The organism is Pseudomonas sp. BF-B-15, from assembly GCF_019946675.1.
In the GTDB taxonomy this organism is placed as follows: domain Bacteria; phylum Pseudomonadota; class Gammaproteobacteria; order Pseudomonadales; family Pseudomonadaceae; genus Aquipseudomonas; species Aquipseudomonas migulae.
Genome location: NZ_JAGYFZ010000037.1, coordinates 19,068 through 36,651 on the forward strand (window position 1 = coordinate 19,068; position 17,584 = coordinate 36,651).

Annotated in this window: 18 protein-coding genes; 10 read left to right on the top strand and 8 right to left on the bottom strand. The window is 57.6% G+C overall.

Annotated features, from left to right (window positions below; all coding sequences use genetic code 11):
- The first annotated feature begins 37 nt into the window (after nucleotides 1-37).
- Nucleotides 38-673, top strand: a complete 636-nt coding sequence (locus tag KGA97_RS14125) for a hypothetical protein (protein WP_223480957.1) — start codon at nucleotides 38-40, stop codon at nucleotides 671-673.
- A gap of 137 nt (nucleotides 674-810) precedes the next feature.
- Here the strand turns inward: KGA97_RS14125 and KGA97_RS14130 are convergent, their stop codons facing one another.
- A complete protein-coding gene (locus tag KGA97_RS14130) occupies nucleotides 811-2,028 on the bottom strand; it encodes an argininosuccinate synthase (RefSeq protein ID WP_008032151.1) in 1,218 nt (405 codons plus the stop codon).
- Nucleotides 2,029-2,157: 129 nt separating this feature from the next.
- On the bottom strand, nucleotides 2,158-3,066 hold the full coding sequence (locus tag KGA97_RS14135) for a flagellar protein MotY (protein ID WP_008036440.1): 909 nt from the start codon (nucleotides 3,064-3,066) through the stop codon (nucleotides 2,158-2,160).
- 159 nt (nucleotides 3,067-3,225) lie between these two features.
- Here KGA97_RS14135 and pyrC point away from each other — a divergent pair, with 159 nt between their 5' ends.
- Entirely contained in the window at nucleotides 3,226-4,272 is a 1,047-nt protein-coding gene (gene pyrC, locus KGA97_RS14140; protein ID WP_008036439.1) for a dihydroorotase, read from the top strand.
- Complete coding sequence (gene rnt, locus KGA97_RS14145) at nucleotides 4,269-4,946, top strand: ribonuclease T (protein WP_008036438.1); 678 nt, start codon at nucleotides 4,269-4,271, stop codon at nucleotides 4,944-4,946. The genes pyrC and rnt overlap by 4 nt, the downstream gene beginning before the upstream one ends.
- A 165-nt stretch (nucleotides 4,947-5,111) precedes the next feature.
- On the opposite strand, the gene KGA97_RS14150 is transcribed toward rnt, so the two are convergent.
- Entirely contained in the window at nucleotides 5,112-5,714 is a 603-nt protein-coding gene (locus KGA97_RS14150; protein ID WP_008032158.1) for a peroxiredoxin, read from the bottom strand.
- Between the two features lie 312 nt (nucleotides 5,715-6,026).
- Here KGA97_RS14150 and KGA97_RS14155 point away from each other — a divergent pair, with 312 nt between their 5' ends.
- The 5 genes from KGA97_RS14155 (at nucleotide 6,027) to bfr (ending at nucleotide 10,449) form a co-directional block, all read left to right on the top strand.
- Nucleotides 6,027-6,245, top strand: a complete 219-nt coding sequence (locus KGA97_RS14155) for a bacterioferritin-associated ferredoxin (protein ID WP_008032160.1) — start codon at nucleotides 6,027-6,029, stop codon at nucleotides 6,243-6,245.
- A gap of 527 nt (nucleotides 6,246-6,772) precedes the next feature.
- Nucleotides 6,773-7,168 carry an EamA family transporter gene (locus KGA97_RS14165; RefSeq protein ID WP_223480958.1) on the top strand — a complete coding sequence of 132 codons (396 nt, stop codon included), beginning with the start codon at nucleotides 6,773-6,775 and terminating at the stop codon, nucleotides 7,166-7,168.
- 4 nt (nucleotides 7,169-7,172) lie between these two features.
- A complete protein-coding gene (locus KGA97_RS14170) occupies nucleotides 7,173-8,630 on the top strand; it encodes a UbiA family prenyltransferase (RefSeq protein WP_192228579.1) in 1,458 nt (485 codons plus the stop codon).
- The gene (locus tag KGA97_RS14175) at nucleotides 8,624-9,865 is read left to right on the top strand and encodes an ArnT family glycosyltransferase (protein ID WP_223480959.1); all 1,242 of its coding nucleotides are present in this window, start codon (nucleotides 8,624-8,626) and stop codon (nucleotides 9,863-9,865) included. The genes KGA97_RS14170 and KGA97_RS14175 overlap by 7 nt, the downstream gene beginning before the upstream one ends.
- Before the next feature lie 107 nt (nucleotides 9,866-9,972).
- Complete coding sequence (gene bfr, locus KGA97_RS14180; RefSeq protein WP_008032161.1) at nucleotides 9,973-10,449, top strand: bacterioferritin; 477 nt, start codon at nucleotides 9,973-9,975, stop codon at nucleotides 10,447-10,449.
- A gap of 175 nt (nucleotides 10,450-10,624) precedes the next feature.
- Here the strand turns inward: bfr and grxD are convergent, their stop codons facing one another.
- From grxD to KGA97_RS14195, 3 genes are all read right to left on the bottom strand, one after another.
- Nucleotides 10,625-10,966: a Grx4 family monothiol glutaredoxin gene (grxD, locus tag KGA97_RS14185; protein ID WP_008032163.1), complete on the bottom strand. Its 342-nt coding sequence runs from the start codon at nucleotides 10,964-10,966 to the stop codon at nucleotides 10,625-10,627.
- A 97-nt stretch (nucleotides 10,967-11,063) separates the two neighbouring features.
- Complete coding sequence (locus KGA97_RS14190) at nucleotides 11,064-13,169, bottom strand: molybdopterin oxidoreductase family protein (protein ID WP_223437266.1); 2,106 nt, start codon at nucleotides 13,167-13,169, stop codon at nucleotides 11,064-11,066.
- A 134-nt stretch (nucleotides 13,170-13,303) separates the two neighbouring features.
- The gene (locus KGA97_RS14195; RefSeq protein WP_192228576.1) at nucleotides 13,304-13,594 is read right to left on the bottom strand and encodes a hypothetical protein; all 291 of its coding nucleotides are present in this window, start codon (nucleotides 13,592-13,594) and stop codon (nucleotides 13,304-13,306) included.
- A 407-nt stretch (nucleotides 13,595-14,001) separates the two neighbouring features.
- Here KGA97_RS14195 and argF point away from each other — a divergent pair, with 407 nt between their 5' ends.
- Together argF and KGA97_RS14205 are read left to right on the top strand one after the other, a co-directional pair.
- A complete protein-coding gene (gene argF / locus KGA97_RS14200) occupies nucleotides 14,002-14,922 on the top strand; it encodes an ornithine carbamoyltransferase (protein WP_032832563.1) in 921 nt (306 codons plus the stop codon).
- Nucleotides 14,919-16,028, top strand: a complete 1,110-nt coding sequence (locus KGA97_RS14205) for an ABC transporter ATP-binding protein (RefSeq protein ID WP_008040856.1) — start codon at nucleotides 14,919-14,921, stop codon at nucleotides 16,026-16,028. The genes argF and KGA97_RS14205 overlap by 4 nt, the downstream gene beginning before the upstream one ends.
- A gap of 126 nt (nucleotides 16,029-16,154) precedes the next feature.
- Here KGA97_RS14205 and KGA97_RS14210 read toward each other — a convergent pair whose 3' ends face one another.
- Both KGA97_RS14210 and ybaK read right to left on the bottom strand, forming a co-directional pair.
- A complete protein-coding gene (locus tag KGA97_RS14210) occupies nucleotides 16,155-16,937 on the bottom strand; it encodes a PhzF family phenazine biosynthesis protein (protein WP_008032170.1) in 783 nt (260 codons plus the stop codon).
- 15 nt (nucleotides 16,938-16,952) lie between these two features.
- Entirely contained in the window at nucleotides 16,953-17,423 is a 471-nt protein-coding gene (gene ybaK, locus KGA97_RS14215) for a Cys-tRNA(Pro) deacylase (protein WP_007971306.1), read from the bottom strand.
- Nucleotides 17,424-17,584 lie beyond the last annotated feature (161 nt).

The window sequence follows — 17,584 nt, forward strand, 5'->3', positions numbered from 1 at the left end:
CACAATGAGAAAAGACGAACTAATATGAGTAAAAAATATGATAAAACTCAAACAACGAATCACCAACCCCATGACAGTCATCGCGATATTCGCAACACTGTCTGAAACATCGGCCGCCATCTCTCTACCCTTCCTCGATGACGAAGATAAAGAGATCTACATCTGGTTTTTGATCAGCTTTCCCTTTTATTTGCTTTTTCTTTTCTTCGCCACCCTTAACTTCAATTATCGATCGCTTTACGCGCCTTCCGACTTTGAAAAGGGAAAGCATTTCATAAAGGTGATGGACAACGCAGAGCGTTCAGGTAACGCGCAAGATCCGCCCGACGAGATCGGCTTACAGCCAAGTCTCTCGGCTCAGTACCCTATTCGGCTGCCTGAGTCACTCAAGGATCTGCACATCATTGATGCGCGGTGGATGAACAAAAAAAATGAGTTCCGCGCCCTTCTGGAAAAGCTTCGCCAGCCCAAGGGGAATCCGGCACACGTTGTCGTGTTTCTCGTTGTTGCCGAATCGGAGACGTTACTGAAAGAAAGCGCACTCAAGTTTTGCCGAAACGCAAAAAAACGCAGCAGCGCAACGTTCTGTATTGCTTACAATTTGAGTTCACGTGACGTGACGGTCATTGATCAATATTGCCGGGCTGACACACAGCAGGCAGTTGCTCTTTAGGATCAATGGGGGGCGGACAGGAAGGAATTTAAAACAACAAGAATGTTGAATCGCAATGTCAGACAGAAAATCCCTGTTTTCAAATGTGTGGCCTTGTCCTGGACAAGGCCACACATTCCATCAGCGTGTCAAAGATCTCAGAACAGCTTGCGACCTTTGTTTGCCGCGATACGCATGCGCAGCGCGTTGAGCTTGATGAAGCCCGCCGCGTCGGCCTGGTTGTAGGCGCCGCCATCTTCCTCGAAGGTCGCGATGTTGGCATCGAACAACGATTCGTCGGACTTGCGGCCAGTGACGATCACGTTGCCCTTGTACAGCTTCAGGCGCACGACGCCGTTCACGTGAGCCTGGGACGCATCGATCATCTGTTGCAGCATCAGACGCTCAGGGCTCCACCAGTAACCGGTGTAGATCAGGCTGGCGTATTTAGGCATCAGCTCGTCTTTGAGGTGAGCCACTTCGCGGTCCAGCGTGATCGATTCGATCGCACGGTGGGCGCGCAGCATGATGGTGCCGCCAGGGGTTTCGTAGCAGCCACGGGACTTCATGCCCACGTAACGGTTCTCGACGATGTCGAGACGGCCGATACCGTGTTCGCCACCGATACGGTTCAGGGTCGCCAGCACGGTGGCCGGAGTCATTTCGACGCCGTCCAGTGCAACGATGTCGCCGTTACGGTAAGTCAGTTCGAGGTACTGCGCCTTGTCAGGAGCCTTCTCCGGGGAGACGGTCCATTTCCACATGTCTTCTTCGTGCTCGGTCCAGGTGTCTTCCAGCACGCCGCCTTCATAGGAGATGTGCAGCAGGTTGGCATCCATCGAGTACGGGGATTTCTTCTTGCCATGACGCTCGATCGGGATCGCGTGCTTTTCAGCGTAATCCATCAGCTTTTCACGGGAGAGCAGGTCCCATTCGCGCCACGGAGCGATCACTTTCACACCTGGCTTCAAGGCATAAGCGCCCAGTTCGAAACGAACCTGGTCGTTACCCTTGCCGGTGGCACCGTGGGAAATGGCGTCAGCGCCGGTTTCGTTGGCGATTTCGATCAGGCGTTTGGCGATCAACGGACGAGCGATGGAAGTACCCAGCAGGTACTCGCCTTCGTAAACGGTGTTGGCGCGGAACATCGGGAATACGAAGTCACGCACGAATTCTTCGCGCAGATCGTCGATGTAGATTTCTTTTACGCCCATGGCCTGAGCCTTGGCGCGAGCCGGCTCGACCTCTTCGCCCTGACCCAGGTCAGCGGTAAAGGTCACCACTTCACAGTTATAAGTATCCTGCAGCCACTTGAGGATCACCGAAGTGTCCAGGCCGCCGGAATACGCCAGAACGACCTTGTTTACGTCCGCCATGCCATCACTCCACGGGGTTCTACGGAAAGCCGTCAAGTCTACCGGTCATGCAGGATAATTTACAGAGGCGCGACAGCTTATGACGACGAAGCGACAGATTATGTCGAGCGGGCGACGATGACAGCCGGTTCAGTATGTCTTCGCGGGGCTCGCCGATGCGGTTGTCTGAGGCGCCGGCTGCTCGGTGGGTGCGACCCGCGCCAGATGCACATTGACCCGACGGTTCTTCGCCCGATTGGCGGCATTGGTGTTGGGTGCCAACGGATAACGCTCGCCGTGGAAGCGCACGGTGATCTGCGATTCCTGAAAACCGTTGGCCTTGAAGAACTCCATGACCGCCAGGGCCCGACGCCGCGACAGGTCACGATTGGCCAGGCGATTGCCGCTGTTGTCGGAGTGGCCGTCGAGTTCGATGTGATTGACCGTCGGATCAGCCTTCATGAATTCCAGCATGACCTGCAACTGGGCCTTGGCCTGTGCGTCGAGATCCAGGCCGTCGCCGGGAAAGCCGATCTGCGTTTGTTTGACTTGCTCGAAATTCTTCGGCAGCAGCTTCGCCACACAGCTTTGATAATCGTTGAACGCCTTGCTGAACTTGACCGGCAACAACCGCACTTCCGACACCCGGCCATCGCCCGAAGAATGTCGAATGACCGGGCTGCGCCCATCCATCAGGCCACTGATCAGGCGTCCGGCCTGAACTTGCGAACTGTTGAACAGCACATTGCCGCTACCAATCCGCACGGAGCCCAGATTGATGTCGCCCCGCCCCGGCTGCCAGGGCGCTGCGGCTGCCAGCAGGGTCGCCGAGCCGCCGCCGACCATCGAGTTATAGGCTTTCAGACGAAACGTCGCCTGCTCGCCGGCGCGGCGCACGAACTCACCCGAACCGAAATCGGTGATCGGTTGAGTCAGGCGGCACTCGAACTTGTCCCCTTCGACCGTCCACTCGATGCTCTCCAGACGGGTCTGGAAAGTGAGCGCCATCGCGGGAAGGCTGGCAAACACGCTGAGCAAGGCTAAATAACGCTGGCGCACGGGAGGCTCCACTGGCTTCTACAACAAAAAGACCGACACACACATGTTTACGGCATACCTGTTGGATATCGGAAGCTTCCCGCAAAACTTGATAGCGAGTGCCTGAGAGAGTCTTTTCCGGTAGCATTCCCTTCAGTTTGACCCGCCTGGAATCCCCTCATGTCCGACCGCCTGACCCTGCTGCGTCCCGACGACTGGCATATTCATCTTCGCGATGGTGCCGTGTTGACCAATACCGTTGCGGATGTCGCGCGCACCTTTGGTCGCGCCATCATCATGCCCAACCTGGTACCTCCGGTGCGCAACGCCGCTGAAGCCGACGGCTATCGCCAGCGGATTCTCGCTGCACGTCCGGCTGGCAGCCGTTTCGAACCGTTGATGGTCCTTTACCTGACCGACCGCACCCAGCCCGAAGAAATTCGTGAGGCCAAGGCCAGCGGTTTCATTCATGCCGCCAAGTTGTATCCGGCCGGCGCGACCACCAACTCGGACTCTGGCGTCACCAGCATCGACAAGATCTTCCCTGCGCTTGAGGCCATGGCCGAAGTCGGGATGCCTTTGTTGGTTCACGGTGAAGTCACCCGTGGCGATGTCGACGTGTTCGACCGCGAAAAAATCTTCATCGATGAGCACATGCGTCGTGTGGTCGAGCGTTTCCCGACGCTCAAAGTGGTGTTCGAACACATCACCACCGCGGACGCCGTGCAGTTCGTCAACGAGGCTTCGGCCAACGTTGGCGCGACCATCACCGCGCATCACCTCTTGTACAACCGCAACCACATGCTGGTGGGCGGGATTCGGCCGCACTTCTATTGCCTGCCGATCCTCAAGCGCAATACGCATCAGGAAGCCCTGCTCGACGCCGCCACCAGCGGCAGCGAAAAGTTCTTCCTCGGCACCGACTCGGCGCCTCACGCCCAGCATGCCAAAGAAGCCGCGTGCGGCTGTGCCGGTTGCTACACCGCTTATGCGGCGATCGAGATGTACGCCGAAGCGTTCGAACAACGTAACGCACTGGACAAGCTCGAAGCCTTCGCCAGCCTCAACGGCCCGCGCTTCTATGGCCTGCCGGTGAACACCGATCGCATTACTCTGGTCCGCGACGAGTGGACCGCCCCAACCAGCCTGCCATTTGGCGAGCTGACCGTTATCCCGCTGCGCGCCGGTGAAAAACTGCGCTGGCGCCTGCTGGAGGAACACGCGTGAGTGAAGACCATTACGACGACGAACAGGACGGTCAAGGCGGCGGAGGTGGTCCACGCCACCCGATGGCAGCTCGATTCCGTGGATACCTGCCAGTCGTTGTCGACGTTGAAACCGGTGGTTTCAACTCTGCCACTGACGCTTTGCTGGAAATAGCCGCTACCACGATCGCCATGGACGAGAAGGGTTTTGTATACCCTGACCACACCTACTTCTTCCGTGTCGAGCCTTTTGAAGGCGCCAACATCGAAGCGGCCGCGCTGGAGTTCACCGGGATCAAACTCGATCACCCGCTGCGCATGGCGGTGAGTGAAGAAGCGGCGCTGACCGATATTTTCCGCGGCATCCGCAAGGCGTTGAAAGCCAACGGCTGCAAGCGGGCGATTCTGGTCGGGCACAACAGCAGCTTCGATCTGGGCTTCCTGAACGCGGCGGTTGCGCGCCTGGACATGAAGCGCAACCCGTTTCATCCGTTCTCCAGCTTCGACACGGCCACCCTGGCCGGTCTGGCGTACGGTCAGACGGTGCTGGCGAAAGCCTGTCAGGCCGCCGATATCGACTTCGACGGTCGCGAGGCTCACTCGGCTCGCTACGACACAGAGAAGACGGCCGAGCTGTTCTGCGGCATCGTCAATCGCTGGAAACAGATGGGCGGCTGGGAAGACTACAACGACTGATCGGCTTTTCGTAGGAGCCGGCTTGCTGGCGATTCAGCCACCGCGGTTTGTCTGATTACCGAGGCGCCTGGATCGCCAGCAAGCCGGCTCCTACAGGAATCACCGCTTCTCCGCCCATAAAAAAACCGGCCTCAACGGCCGGTTTTTTTGTGCCTCGAATGCGCCTTACAGGGCAGCAGCATTCTCGGTCAGGTAAGCCGCGACGCCTTCGGTCGAAGCGGTCATGCCTTTGTCGCCTTTTTTCCAGTTGGCAGGGCAAACTTCGCCGTGCTCTTCGTGGAATTGCAGAGCGTCGACCAGACGGACCAGCTCTTCGATGTTACGGCCCAGTGGCAGGTCGTTGATGATCTGCGAACGGACAACGCCTTTGTCGTCGATCAGGAACGCGCCACGGAAAGCCACGCCGCCTTCGGATTCAACATCGTAGGCCTTGGCGATTTCGTGCTTCAGGTCGGCTGCCATGGTGTAGCGAACTTCGCCGATGCCACCATTGTTGACCGGGGTGTTGCGCCACGCGTTGTGGGTGAAGTGCGAGTCGATCGAAACAGCGATCACTTCAACGTTGCGGGCCTTGAAGTCGGACATGCGGTTGTCCAGAGCGATCAGCTCGGATGGGCAAACGAAGGTGAAGTCCAACGGGTAGAAGAACACCAGGCCGTATTTGCCTTTGATGGCCGACGACAGGGTGAAGCTGTCGACGATTTCGCCATTGCCGAGTACGGCTGGTACGGTGAAGTCAGGGGCTTGCTTGCCTACGAGTACGCTCATTGAATATCTCCTGGTGTAAAAACGTGAAGTTCCGGGTTTGCGCCAGCCTGCCACCCTCAGGCGACAGCCCTGTGACACCCACCCGCTTCATAAGGACCGGCCATCATACACTGCGTTTTTGAGCTGTCCTCAACGGATTTTCACCGACAGGCCAAATTCCCGGCGACACGCTTACTGGCAGATTGCCCTAGGAAAACCGTTCGTCAGTCACCCTCGCTTATAACGCAAAGCTTTCAGAAACCACTTTGACAATCATTCTCGTTAACATTAAGATCCATCGCAATTGAGTCATAACCAGCGACGGTTTCAGTTATGTATGTCTGCCTCTGCACTGGCGTCACCGACGGACAAATCCGCGAAGCAATCTATGAAGGTTGCTGCAGCTACAAGGAAGTCCGCCAAGCTACCGGCGTAGCCAGCCAATGTGGCAAATGCGCCTGCCTTGCCAAGGAAGTGGTGCGTGAAACCCTGACCAAATTGCAAACAGCCCAGGCTGCGATTCCTTTCCCTGTAGAATTTACTGCCGCGTAAATACCCTATTCCAAAGAACCGGACCTCATGTCCGCCTATATTTAGCTTTATATTTTAAAGAATTCTATACAAAACAAGGGCTTGCAGCGATGCAGGCCCTTGTCGTTTCTGGTCGTGGTTACTCATGGCTTACGCTGGCACTTCATGCAAACGTACGATATTCGGTTGCCCTCGGTGTTCGGCCTGCCACAAGTCATAGGCTGCCTTCATGGCCAGCCACTGGCGGCCGGTGCTTATACCGGCGAGTTCCAAGCGCAGCGCTAGTTCAGCAGAAATCGCTGCATGACCGTTGAGCACGGTCGATAGGTGGCCACGCGAATAGCGTCCCCGCTTTCGACTTTGCTGACATTTCTCGTTCTCCTTCTCCTTGCTCAAGGGCCGACCAAAGTTGTTTGGCTACTGGGAGCTAAAATTTCCTGTTCCCTCCTGCTTTGATTTTCCGGCCGAGAGCGTTTCCTGCCGAATTGACGCAATCCAATGTCACTGCTACACAAATAGCATGCGACACAAACTCGGGGGAGGGCGCTTTGTTAAATCTCAGCCTGGTAAAAAACGTTTATGCGCTCATCCTGATTAGCGTCACGATATCCGCCTTTGCGCAGATCGCCCTCAAGGCCGGCATGGACTCCCCTTCCGTCCAGAGGGGGATCGCAGAAGGAGGGGCACGAGTATCAGCATTGCTCGATATTGCCCTCAACCCCCTAATATTGCTCGGCCTTTTCCTGTATTTCAGCAGTGCGGCGGTCTGGCTGATGGTGCTATCCAAGGTGCAGGTCAGTTTCGCCTATCCGTTCGTGGCACTGGGCTTTGTGCTAACGGCCGTGCTCGGCCGCCTCGTCTTCAATGACACCTTCTCCGCGGCCAAGGTCATCGGCACATTGCTGATCATGAGCGGGGTTGTCGTGATGGCGAGGGGGGCGTGACGTCATGACGAACATGAACGAAATCGATGACGCGCCGATTCCGCTTTGCGTGGATCTGGATGGCACACTGGTGCGCACCGACATGCTGCTCGAAACATTTCTGTTGCTTGCAAAGACCTCGCCTCTCTCGCTCGCCTCCCTGCCGGGCTGGCTCATGAAGGGCAAGGCGAGCCTCAAGCACCGCATCGCCGAGCGAGTAACGATCGATGCAGCTAGCCTCCCCTATCGCACCGATGTGCTAGTCCTGATCGAAACCGCCCGCGCAGCGCAGCGCCCTATCATTCTTGCCACGGCATCTTGCGCCGGCGTCGCCAATGGTATTACGGACCATCTGGGCCTCTTCGACGAGGTACTGTGCAGCGACGAAGGCACCAATCTTTCCTCCCACGCCAAGGCTAGTATGCTCGTCGAACGCTTTGGCGAACGAGGCTTCGACTATATCGGCAACGACAAAGCGGACTTGCCCGTATTCGCACGGGCGCGCCGGGCGTTTCTGGTTTCCTCACAGGACGGTCTGAGGCAAGCGGCGCGGGATAGCAATCACGACATTGATTTTATAGAGGATCCAAGCGGTGGTTTTCGTGTCTGGTGGAGAGCCCTGCGCATTCAGCAGTGGCTGAAGAATCTCCTTGTCTTCGTCCCCCTGCTAGCGGCGCATCAGGTGACGAATCCGCAACTATTGTTCTGGGCGATCCTTGCCTTCATCTCGTTCAGCCTGTGCGCCTCGTCCGTCTATCTGCTGAATGATCTGCTCGACCTGCCCGCAGATCGCAAGCATCACCGCAAGAAGAACCGGCCTTTTGCCGCTGGGACCTTGTCCGTGAAATCGGGCATCGCCGCCATCCCCTTGCTGCTTGGTTCATCCCTGATACTTGCGCTGCAATTGCCGCCACGCTTTCTCGTTGTGCTCGGTGTCTACTATTTTCTGACCGCTGCCTATTCCTTCCTGCTGAAGAAGCAGGTGATCGTCGATGTGATGATACTGGCTAGCCTTTATTCGATTCGTGTCATAGCGGGCGCCGCCGCGACGGATATCAAACCGTCCTTTTGGTTACTCGCTTTTTCCATGTTCATCTTCCTCAGTCTTGCCCTGGTGAAGCGTTACTCGGAGCTGCGGGATACTGCCTTTTCGGTCAAGTCGTTGCCTGGTCGCGGTTATCGTCCTGAAGATCTGCCGGTGGTGCTGGCGCTTGGCTCATCCAGCGGCATGATCAGCGTTCTGATCCTCGCCATGTACACGCAGGCCGAGATTGTGCCCGTCATGTATCCTTCGCACGAATGGTTGTGGTTTGCGCCTTCGCTCATGCTCTATTGGACTGCACGCCTGTGGATGAAGACTGTGCGAGGCGAGGTGGATGAAGACCCCGTGCTCTTCGCGGCGCGGGACTGGCAGAGCATCGTCGTGGTAGCACTGATGGGCTGCACCTTCTTCATGGCAATAAGTGGTCCTTCCTTATGGTGAACACAACATGGCTACTCGCACAGGCCAGCTTCAAGTCAGGTGTCTTGCCCATTCTGATGCTGACTTTTGCGATCCGGTTGATATGGGGACTATTGGTTCCAGTAAGCCCTGTATCGGACGCGAACATGTATCACAGCTTCGCGCAGGAAATCGCAGCAGGCCGAGGCTATGTCTATCCTGGTGGTGAAGCCACGGCTTACTGGCCTGTTGGCCCGTCCGCCCTTTACGGCGCCTTTTATGCGATGTTGGGCGTGCATGGCTGGGTAGTCATTCTTGTCAACCTGATTCTCAGCTCTATATCGGTAGCTGGAATCTATCAACTCGGCCTTTTGTATTTTGACAGGACGATCGCACGCATCGCGGCGCTGCTATTCGCCTTCTGGCCCGCATGGATCGCCTTCACCACCGTTCCAAACAGCGAATTGCCTCTCATGACGCTGGTGATCTGGGCTTTTGTGGCTCGTGGTACGGGGAAGTTGCCGCACTGGGCTCGCACCGTTCTGTCGACTGCTCTTCTGGTCGCCGCCGCATTCATGCGGCCGACGGCTCTACCGCTAATTGTTTTGCTACCGCTTCTGGATCAGCCCTTCCGTAAACCGGCGCAAACTGTTCTGCACGTCATTCTGGCGCTGGTCGTCGCAGCAATATTGCTGACTCCTTGGGCAGAGCGTAATCGCGCTTTATTTGGCGAGCCGGTACTTATTTCTGCGAATTTCGGTATCAATCTGTGGATGGGCAATAACCCCCAGGCAAATGGGGCCTATATGTCGGTGCCCGAAATAAATCTCAATACAAAAAACGAAGTAGTCCGCGATAACCATTACAAAGGTCTCGCGCTCGACTTCATTCGCGAAAATCCAGGTCTCTATCTTCGGTTATGCCTGAACCGGGTCGCCCACAGCTTTGATCGCGAAAGCATCGGCATAGCATGGAACCAGAACTCGCTAGCTCCTGCATTGCAACCGATACTCAAGGCTGGCTCTGCCGCCTATTGGTTAGCAATTTTCTCCCTCTCTCTCATTGGCGTCGGAGTATTTCTCCGGGAAAATCCTTTGCGTTTGTTCGATCCGCTGGTGGTAACGCCCGCCTTGTTTGCAGCCGTGGCTCTGCTGATCGTCGGCCAGGATCGCTATCATATGCCGATGACGCCGTTCATCGCCTTGTTTGCTGCCTTTTTCATCAATCACATCCTGCACCGTCGATCATCTCGATCAGTGCCGGATACTGCTGCTTAGTTATGATTCGTATGTTCATTTAAGTTTCAATAAGTTAGGTTTGACACTCTTAGTTGTGCGGCTCAAACTCTGGTTTATAGACAGCTATTACAGGGCAGGACCCCATCATGAAAGGCGACATTACAGTCATCCAGCATCTCAACAAGATCCTTGCCAATGAACTGGTCGCGATCAATCAGTATTTTCTGCATGCGCGCATGTATGAAGATTGGGGTCTGAACAAGCTCGGCAAGCACGAATACCACGAGTCCATCGACGAGATGAAACACGCGGACAAGCTGATCAAGCGCATCCTGTTCCTGGAAGGCCTGCCAAACGTGCAGGACCTGGGCAAGCTGCAGATCGGCGAACACACCCAGGAAATGCTTGAGTGCGACCTGCGTATCGAACGTACCGGCCACGCTGACCTGAAAGTCGCGATCGCTCATTGCGAAACCGTTGGCGACTACGGTAGCCGTGAACTGCTCGAAGATATTCTTGAATCCGAAGAAGAACATATCGACTGGCTGGAAACCCAACTGGGCCTGATCGATAAAATCGGTCTTGAGAACTATCTGCAATCGCAGATGGGCGACGACGAGTAAGTTATCGCCCGTTAGATTCAAGACAATAAAAAGCCCCGCTCTCTTTTAAGAGGCGGGGCTTTTTTGTGCCTGTGCTGTTGTAGGAGCGAAGCTTGCTCGCGAAAGCGGTGTGTCAGGTACAACGCCTTCGCGGGCAAGTCGGAACGCCGAACCGCTCGCTCCTACAGAAAGCAGGTCAAGCTTCGGTCTTGGCAGCAGCGGCGGCTTCAACAGCCGCTTTGATGGTGCTTTGCAGCGAACCGTCTGCAGCCATCTCGGTCATGATGTCGCTACCGCCGACCAGCTCACCACCGACCCACAGCTGCGGGAAAGTTGGCCAGTTGGCGTATTTTGGCAGGTTGGCGCGGATTTCCGGGTTCTGCAGGATGTCCACGTACGCAAACTTTTCACCACATGCCATCACGGCCTGTGCGGCTTTCGCGGAGAAGCCACACTGCGGGGCATTCGGCGAACCTTTCATGTAAAGCAGAATGGTGTTGTTGGCAATCTGCTCTTTAATCGTTTCGATGATATCCATGAAGCACCTCGGCTGAACTTTCCGACTCGGGGGTCGGCACGGTGGCGCATTGTAACGGAAAGCCGAGCGCCATGCTCGGTCTCCCCGACAGACTCAATCAAGCCGCCGCTACGGTCACCGGCACACCGTTCAATGCCGCATTCCCCGACAACTCATCGAGCTGACACTCGTCGGTCAGGTCATTGGCACTGGAACCTGGCTGGCCGCTGGCAATCGTCATCTGCACGCCAGGCCGCGCATGGCCCCAACCGTGCGGCAGGCTGACCACACCTTTCATCATATCCTGACTGCCCAGCACTTCCACTTCGATCATGCCGACCCGGGAACTGACCCGCACCCGCTGCCCATCGCTGAGCCCGCGACTGGCAAGGTCGTCCGGATGCATCAGCAACTGATGACGCGGCTTGCCCTTCACCAGTCGGTGATAGTTGTGCATCCACGAGTTATTGCTGCGCACGTGACGACGGCCAATCATCAGCAGTTCATCAGCCGCCGGAGCTTGCAGCGCCGCAAATCGCGAGAGGTCGGCAAGGATCGCCGCCGGTGCTGCCTGAACGCGCTGGTTGGCGGTTTTCAGGCGTGGCGCCAGATTGGATTTCAGCGCGCCAAGGTCGACGCCATGCGGCTGATCAAATAGCGTCGCCAAAGACAGCTTGTGCAGCGAGGCGTCGCCATACAGCCCCATTCGCAAACCACGATCGATCATCTGCGCAGGGGGAATCGTCGGTTTCAGTTCCTTGCCGGTCTTCGCGGCAAAGGCCTTGGCCAGCCCGACGAAAATCTCCCAGTCGTGCAACGCGCCTTCCGGCTTGGCCAGGATCGCGCGATTGAACCGGCTGACGTTACGCACCGCAAACATGTTGAACGTGGTGTCGTAGTGATCGTTTTCCAGAGCGGAAGTCGACGGCAGGATCAGGTCGGCATAGCGCGTGGTTTCGTTGATGTACAAGTCAACACTGACCATGAACTCCAACCCGTCAAGCGCCTGCTCCAGTTGCCGGCCATTGGGCGTCGACAACACCGGATTGCCGGCCACAGTAATCAACGCGCGAACCTGCCCTTCCCCTTCGGTGAGCATCTCTTCGGCCAGCGCCGACACTGGCAGCTCGCCGCTGTATTCCGGACGCCCGGACACGCGGCTCTGCCACAGATTGAAATGTCCGCCCGAGGTAGATGCCACCAGGTCCACCGCCGGTTCGGTGCACACCGCACCACCGACGCGATCAAGGTTGCCGGTGACCAGGTTGATCAACTGCACCAGCCAATGGCACAACGTACCGAACGCCTGGGTAGAAACGCCCATACGGCCATAACAAACCGCTGTCGGCGCCGCCGCGAAGTCCCGCGCCAATTGGCGGATCTGCTCGGCCGGCACGGCACACAGCGGGCTCATGGCTTCGGCGGTGAAAGCCGCGACGGCCTTGCGCACGTCATCCAGGCCGTCGACCGGCAAATGGCTGTCGCGGGTCAGGCCTTCAGCAAACAACGTGTTGAGCAGCCCGAACAGCAATGCTGCGTCGCCGCCCGGACGGACGAACAGATGCTGATCGGCAATCGCAGCCGTTTCGCTGCGACGCGGATCGACCACCACCACTTTACCGCCCCGGCCCTGTATCGCTTTCAGGCGCTTTTCCACATCTGGCACGGTCATGATGCTGCCGTTGGAGGCCAGCGGATTACCACCAAGAATCAGCATGAAATCGGTGTGATCGATGTCCGGGATCGGCAACAGCAAGCCGTGGCCGTACATCAAATGGCTGGTCAGGTGATGAGGCAACTGATCGACCGAGGTCGCGGAAAACCGGTTGCGGGTTTTCAGCAGGCCAAGAAAGTAATTGCTGTGGGTCATCAGCCCGTAGTTGTGCACGCTGGGGTTGCCTTGATAAACCGCCACCGAGTTCTGCCCGTGGCGCTCCTGTATCCCTGCCAGGCGTTCAGCGACCAGGTTGAAGGCATCTTCCCACTCGATGGGTTGCCATTCGCTGCCAACGCGCAGCATCGGCTGACGCAGGCGGTCTGGATCGTTCTGGATGTCTTGCAGGGCAACGGCCTTGGGGCAGATGTGCCCGCGGCTGAACGTATCGAGGGCATCGCCCTTGATCGAGGTGATCTGCACATCACCATCGAGCTCGGTGGTCTCGATGGTCAGGCCGCAGATGGCTTCACACAGGTGGCAGGCACGGTGATGGAGAGTCTTGGTCATGGCCAGTCTCTGTCTTGTTCTGGGCGGGCAATAACGGCCGCGGGAACAAAACTATGGCGCGTGCCCCGCCACTGCGCCAGCGACGTTCGTCTTGTGAATCGGCGACCATCAGGCCAGCCGATGACCGCTCGGGATCAGTTTGACGGCAGCCTCGGTGGCGCCTGCAACTGAATCTCCTGGATGGTTTCAATCTGTTCGTGGGCGACATGCACGCCGGTGAGTTCGCCGATCAGCCGCCAGTGCTCGTCGAGCCCTGTGCTGATGGTGGCCATGCGGTCGATCATCCGCCGGCCAGCGGCCCTGGTCACCTCGTCGTTACTTCGCAAAAGCTCAAAGGACATTGAGGTCATGGAAGCGGTGAGATGCGTCAGTGAGCGGGCCGTGAGACCTAGTAATTCCATCAATTGCTGTTCTTTCGATTCCATTCCGAAGGCTTCCTGCATCGCTCGTGACTTAGTTATAACCCAGCACATTGCATTAGCAAGTGTTACAAACGAGGCACATTGCCATCAGCGGGCTGGAATGCCGGGTCAGAAACCGACCATCAGCACACCATGCCCGCCCTGTTTGATTGCAAAGCCCCGCAGCCGCAGTGTACAAATGAGCAGCTGCTGTCAGGAAACAGGCTTCAAAAGCGCTACTGCGGTCACCCCATAGCCCCTCTGAAATCCCCTAAAAACCGTAGCCCTATTGGTAAGACGCGACATTTAATTATAAGATCGCGCCTTCCCCTATTTCGTCGCCCTGTGCGGCTTACGCCGCAGGTCTCGCCCGTTTTCCAGTTAAACAAGGCTTTGAGCATCTGCGGTTTGTAGCAAAAAGGTAGTCAATGATGAGCGCAAGGCACTTTCTCTCCCTGATGGATTGCACGCCCGAAGAGCTGGTCAGCGTGATCCGTCGAGGCGTTGAGCTCAAAGACCTGCGTAACCGCGGCGTACTGTTCGAGCCCCTGAAAAACCGCGTGCTCGGGATGATTTTCGAGAAGTCCTCGACCCGTACCCGGATCTCGTTCGAGGCCGGCATGATCCAGCTCGGCGGCCAGGCAATCTTCCTGTCGCCGCGCGACACGCAACTGGGCCGTGGCGAACCGATCGGCGACGCCGCCATTGTCATGTCGAGCATGCTCGATGCGGTGATGATCCGTACGTTTTCCCACAGCACCCTGACCGAATTCGCCGCCAATTCGCGCGTCCCGCTGATCAACGGCCTGTCCGATGACCTGCACCCGTGCCAGTTGCTGGCCGACATGCAAACCTTCCTCGAACATCGCGGCTCGATCCAGGGCAAGACCGTTGCCTGGATCGGCGACGGCAACAACATGTGCAACAGCTATATAGAAGCGGCGATCCAGTTCGACTTCCAGTTGCGCATTGCGTGCCCTGAAGGCTATGAACCCAATCCTGAGTTCGTGGCCAGCGCCGGTGACCGGGTGACCATCGTCCGGGATCCGAAGGACGCCGTGCGCGGCGCGCATCTGGTGAGCACCGACGTCTGGACCTCCATGGGCCAGGAAGAGGAAACCGCCAAGCGCCTGAAGCTGTTCGCACCGTTCCAGGTCACCCGTGCCCTGCTGGACCTGGCCGCCGATGACGTGCTGTTCATGCATTGCCTGCCCGCCCACCGTGGCGAGGAAATCAGCCTCGACCTGCTCGATGACCCGCGCTCAGTCGCCTGGGATCAAGCGGAAAACCGTCTTCACGCACAAAAGGCCCTGCTCGAGTTTCTCGTTCCGCCTTCGTACCACCACGCATGAGCCAGCCATTACTGCTTAACCTGCGCAACCTCGCTTGCGGCTATCAAGACCAGCGCGTCGTGCAGAACCTCAACCTGCATTTGAATGCCGGTGATATCGGTTGCCTGCTCGGTTCTTCGGGTTGCGGCAAAACCACGACGCTGCGGGCGATTGCCGGTTTTGAACCGGTGCACGAAGGTGAAATCACCCTGGCGGGCGAGACGATCTCCAGCGCCGGCTTCACCCTCGCGCCGGAGAAACGCCGGATCGGCATGGTGTTCCAGGATTACGCGCTGTTTCCGCATTTGAGCGTGGCGGAAAACATCGCGTTCGGGATTCGCAAGCATCCGCAAAAGGATCGTGTGACCGAAGAGCTGCTGGAACTGGTCAACCTGAAAAACCTCGGCAAACGCTTTCCGCACGAGCTTTCCGGCGGTCAGCAACAGCGTGTCGCCCTGGCTCGCGCCCTGGCGCCGGAACCGCAACTGTTGCTGCTCGACGAACCGTTTTCCAACCTCGACGGCGAACTGCGGCGCAAGCTCAGCCACGAAGTGCGCGACATCCTCAAGGCCCGTGGCACCAGCGCGATTCTGGTGACCCACGACCAGGAAGAAGCCTTCGCGGTAAGCGATCATGTCGGGGTTTTCAAGGAAGGTCGCCTGGAACAGTGGGACACGCCCTACAACCTGTATCACGAACCGCTGACGCCCTATGTGGCCAGTTTCATCGGTCAGGGATACTTCATTCGTGGTCAGCTGAGCAGCCCGGAATCGGTGCAGACCGAGCTGGGTGAGTTGCGCGGCAATCGGGCCTACACCTGGCCGATTGGTGGCGCCGTGGACGTATTGTTGCGCCCGGACGATATCGTTTATGCACCGGACAGTGGCTTGAAGGCGCGGATTGTCGGCAAGTCGTTCCAGGGTGCGTCGACGTTGTATCGGTTGCAGATGCCCACCGGCGCGCAGCTGGAATCGATTTTCCCGAGCCATGCCGATCATCTGGTCGGTGCAGAAGTTGGCATTCGGGTTGCCGCTGAACACCTGGTGTTGTTCCAGGCGTCCGGCAGCATCGCCGCGCAGATTCCGACGGTCGAATCCGGCGTTCGTCGTTACAGCACCGCCAGCTGATACCTGAATCTGTAGGAGCGAGCGGTGCGGCGATCCGACTTGCCCGCGAAGGCGTAGTGTCAGTCGATATTTGCATTGCCTGACACTACGCCTTCGCGGGCAAGCCTCGCTCCTACGGGATTGGGGTTAACCGAGGATCAGCATTCCACTCGCAACCAGCGTCGCATTCCCGCCGATCTTCACCCGATCGCCTTCCAGCCGACAGAACAACTCCCCGCCTCGCTTCGAACACTGATACGCCGTCAGGCTCGACTTGCCCAAACGCTTCGACCAATACGGGATCAAACTGCAATGGGTCGAACCGGTCACCGGATCCTCATTGATACCGATCGCCGGCGCGAAGTACCGCGACACAAAATCATGCTTGCTGCCCTTGGCGGTGACGATGGCACCCGGCCACGGCAGTTTGGCCAACGCGACCATATCGGGCTGACAGTCGAGCACGGCCTGCTCCGACTCCAGCACCACGAATAACTCATTCGAACCCAACACATCGACCACGTCGACGCCCAAGGCACGTTCGACATCCAGGGTCACGCCGACTGCAGACGGCACGATTGCCGGGAAATCCAGCCACAAACGACCGCCCTCACGACTCACGCTCAGCGGGCCGGATTTACAAATGAAGTCCAGGCGTTCGACCGGCTCTTTATAGATCTCGAACAAGACATAAGCGCTGGCCAGGGTGGCATGCCCACACAAAGGCACCTCGGTGGTCGGAGTGAACCAGCGGATGTGCCACCCCTGCCCTTCACGCACCACAAAGGCGGTTTCGGCGAGGTTATGTTCAGCGGCGATTTTCTGCATCAACTCATCGGCGAGCCACGCATCGAGGCGATAGACCATCGCCGGGTTGCCGCTGAACGGTCGCTCACTGAACGCATCGACCTGATGAAACTCAAGCTGCATAACCTTCTCCCTGATTCAGGCGCGGCCGATATCGGCGAACTTGGCCTGGGTATGTTCGGCCAGTACCGCGGGGGCCAGTTCCACTTCCAGGCCACGTCGACCGGCACTGACGAAAATGCTGGCAAAGGGTTGGGCCGAATTATCGATAAACGTGCGCAGGCGCTTTTTCTGTCCCAGCGGGCTGATACCGCCCAACAGATAACCCGTCGAGCGCTGTGCAGCGGCAGGGTCGGCCATTTCGACTTTTTTCACCCCGGCCGCATGCGCCAGGCCCTTCAAGTCCAGACTTCCGACGACCGGCACCACCGCCACCAGCAATTCCCCTTTTTCACTGGCCGCCAGTAACGTCTTGAACACTTGCGCCGGGTCCAGCCCCAGTTTCTCCGCGGCCTCCAAGCCATAGGACGCCGCCTTCGGATCATGTTCGTAACTGTGCACGCGATGTTCGGCACGAACTTTTTTCAACAAATCCAATGCGGGGGTCATGACAGCTCCAGACTGGGCGGCAGAGAAAAATACTGCGCTGGATTCTAGGACATTGCTCCACAAAAGGCTCTATCACGGCAGCGTTTCCAGCGCTTGGCGCGATTTTTTACCGCTCGTCAGAGTTCGTCCGGTTCGCCAAACAAAACGATCATTCATGTGAC

Bases quoted from the DNA above. Each gene is read 5' to 3' on its own strand.
- KGA97_RS14170 (WP_192228579.1), top strand. From the start codon at position 7,173: ATGACGAACATGAACGAAATCGATGACGCGCCGATTCCGCTTTGCGTG.
- argF (WP_032832563.1), top strand. From the start codon at position 14,002: ATGAGCGCAAGGCACTTTCTCTCCCTGATGGATTGCACGCCCGAAGAG.
- bfr (WP_008032161.1), top strand. From the start codon at position 9,973: ATGAAAGGCGACATTACAGTCATCCAGCATCTCAACAAGATCCTTGCC.
- KGA97_RS14190 (WP_223437266.1), bottom strand. From the start codon at position 13,169: ATGACCAAGACTCTCCATCACCGTGCCTGCCACCTGTGTGAAGCCATC.
- pyrC (WP_008036439.1), top strand. From the start codon at position 3,226: ATGTCCGACCGCCTGACCCTGCTGCGTCCCGACGACTGGCATATTCAT.
- KGA97_RS14150 (WP_008032158.1), bottom strand. From the start codon at position 5,714: ATGAGCGTACTCGTAGGCAAGCAAGCCCCTGACTTCACCGTACCAGCC.
- KGA97_RS14175 (WP_223480959.1), top strand. From the start codon at position 8,624: ATGGTGAACACAACATGGCTACTCGCACAGGCCAGCTTCAAGTCAGGT.
- ybaK (WP_007971306.1), bottom strand. From the start codon at position 17,423: ATGACCCCCGCATTGGATTTGTTGAAAAAAGTTCGTGCCGAACATCGC.
- grxD (WP_008032163.1), bottom strand. From the start codon at position 10,966: ATGGATATCATCGAAACGATTAAAGAGCAGATTGCCAACAACACCATT.
- KGA97_RS14130 (WP_008032151.1), bottom strand. From the start codon at position 2,028: ATGGCGGACGTAAACAAGGTCGTTCTGGCGTATTCCGGCGGCCTGGAC.
- KGA97_RS14125 (WP_223480957.1), top strand. From the start codon at position 38: ATGATAAAACTCAAACAACGAATCACCAACCCCATGACAGTCATCGCG.
- KGA97_RS14210 (WP_008032170.1), bottom strand. From the start codon at position 16,937: ATGCAGCTTGAGTTTCATCAGGTCGATGCGTTCAGTGAGCGACCGTTC.
- KGA97_RS14155 (WP_008032160.1), top strand. From the start codon at position 6,027: ATGTATGTCTGCCTCTGCACTGGCGTCACCGACGGACAAATCCGCGAA.
- KGA97_RS14205 (WP_008040856.1), top strand. From the start codon at position 14,919: ATGAGCCAGCCATTACTGCTTAACCTGCGCAACCTCGCTTGCGGCTAT.
- KGA97_RS14195 (WP_192228576.1), bottom strand. From the start codon at position 13,594: ATGGAATCGAAAGAACAGCAATTGATGGAATTACTAGGTCTCACGGCC.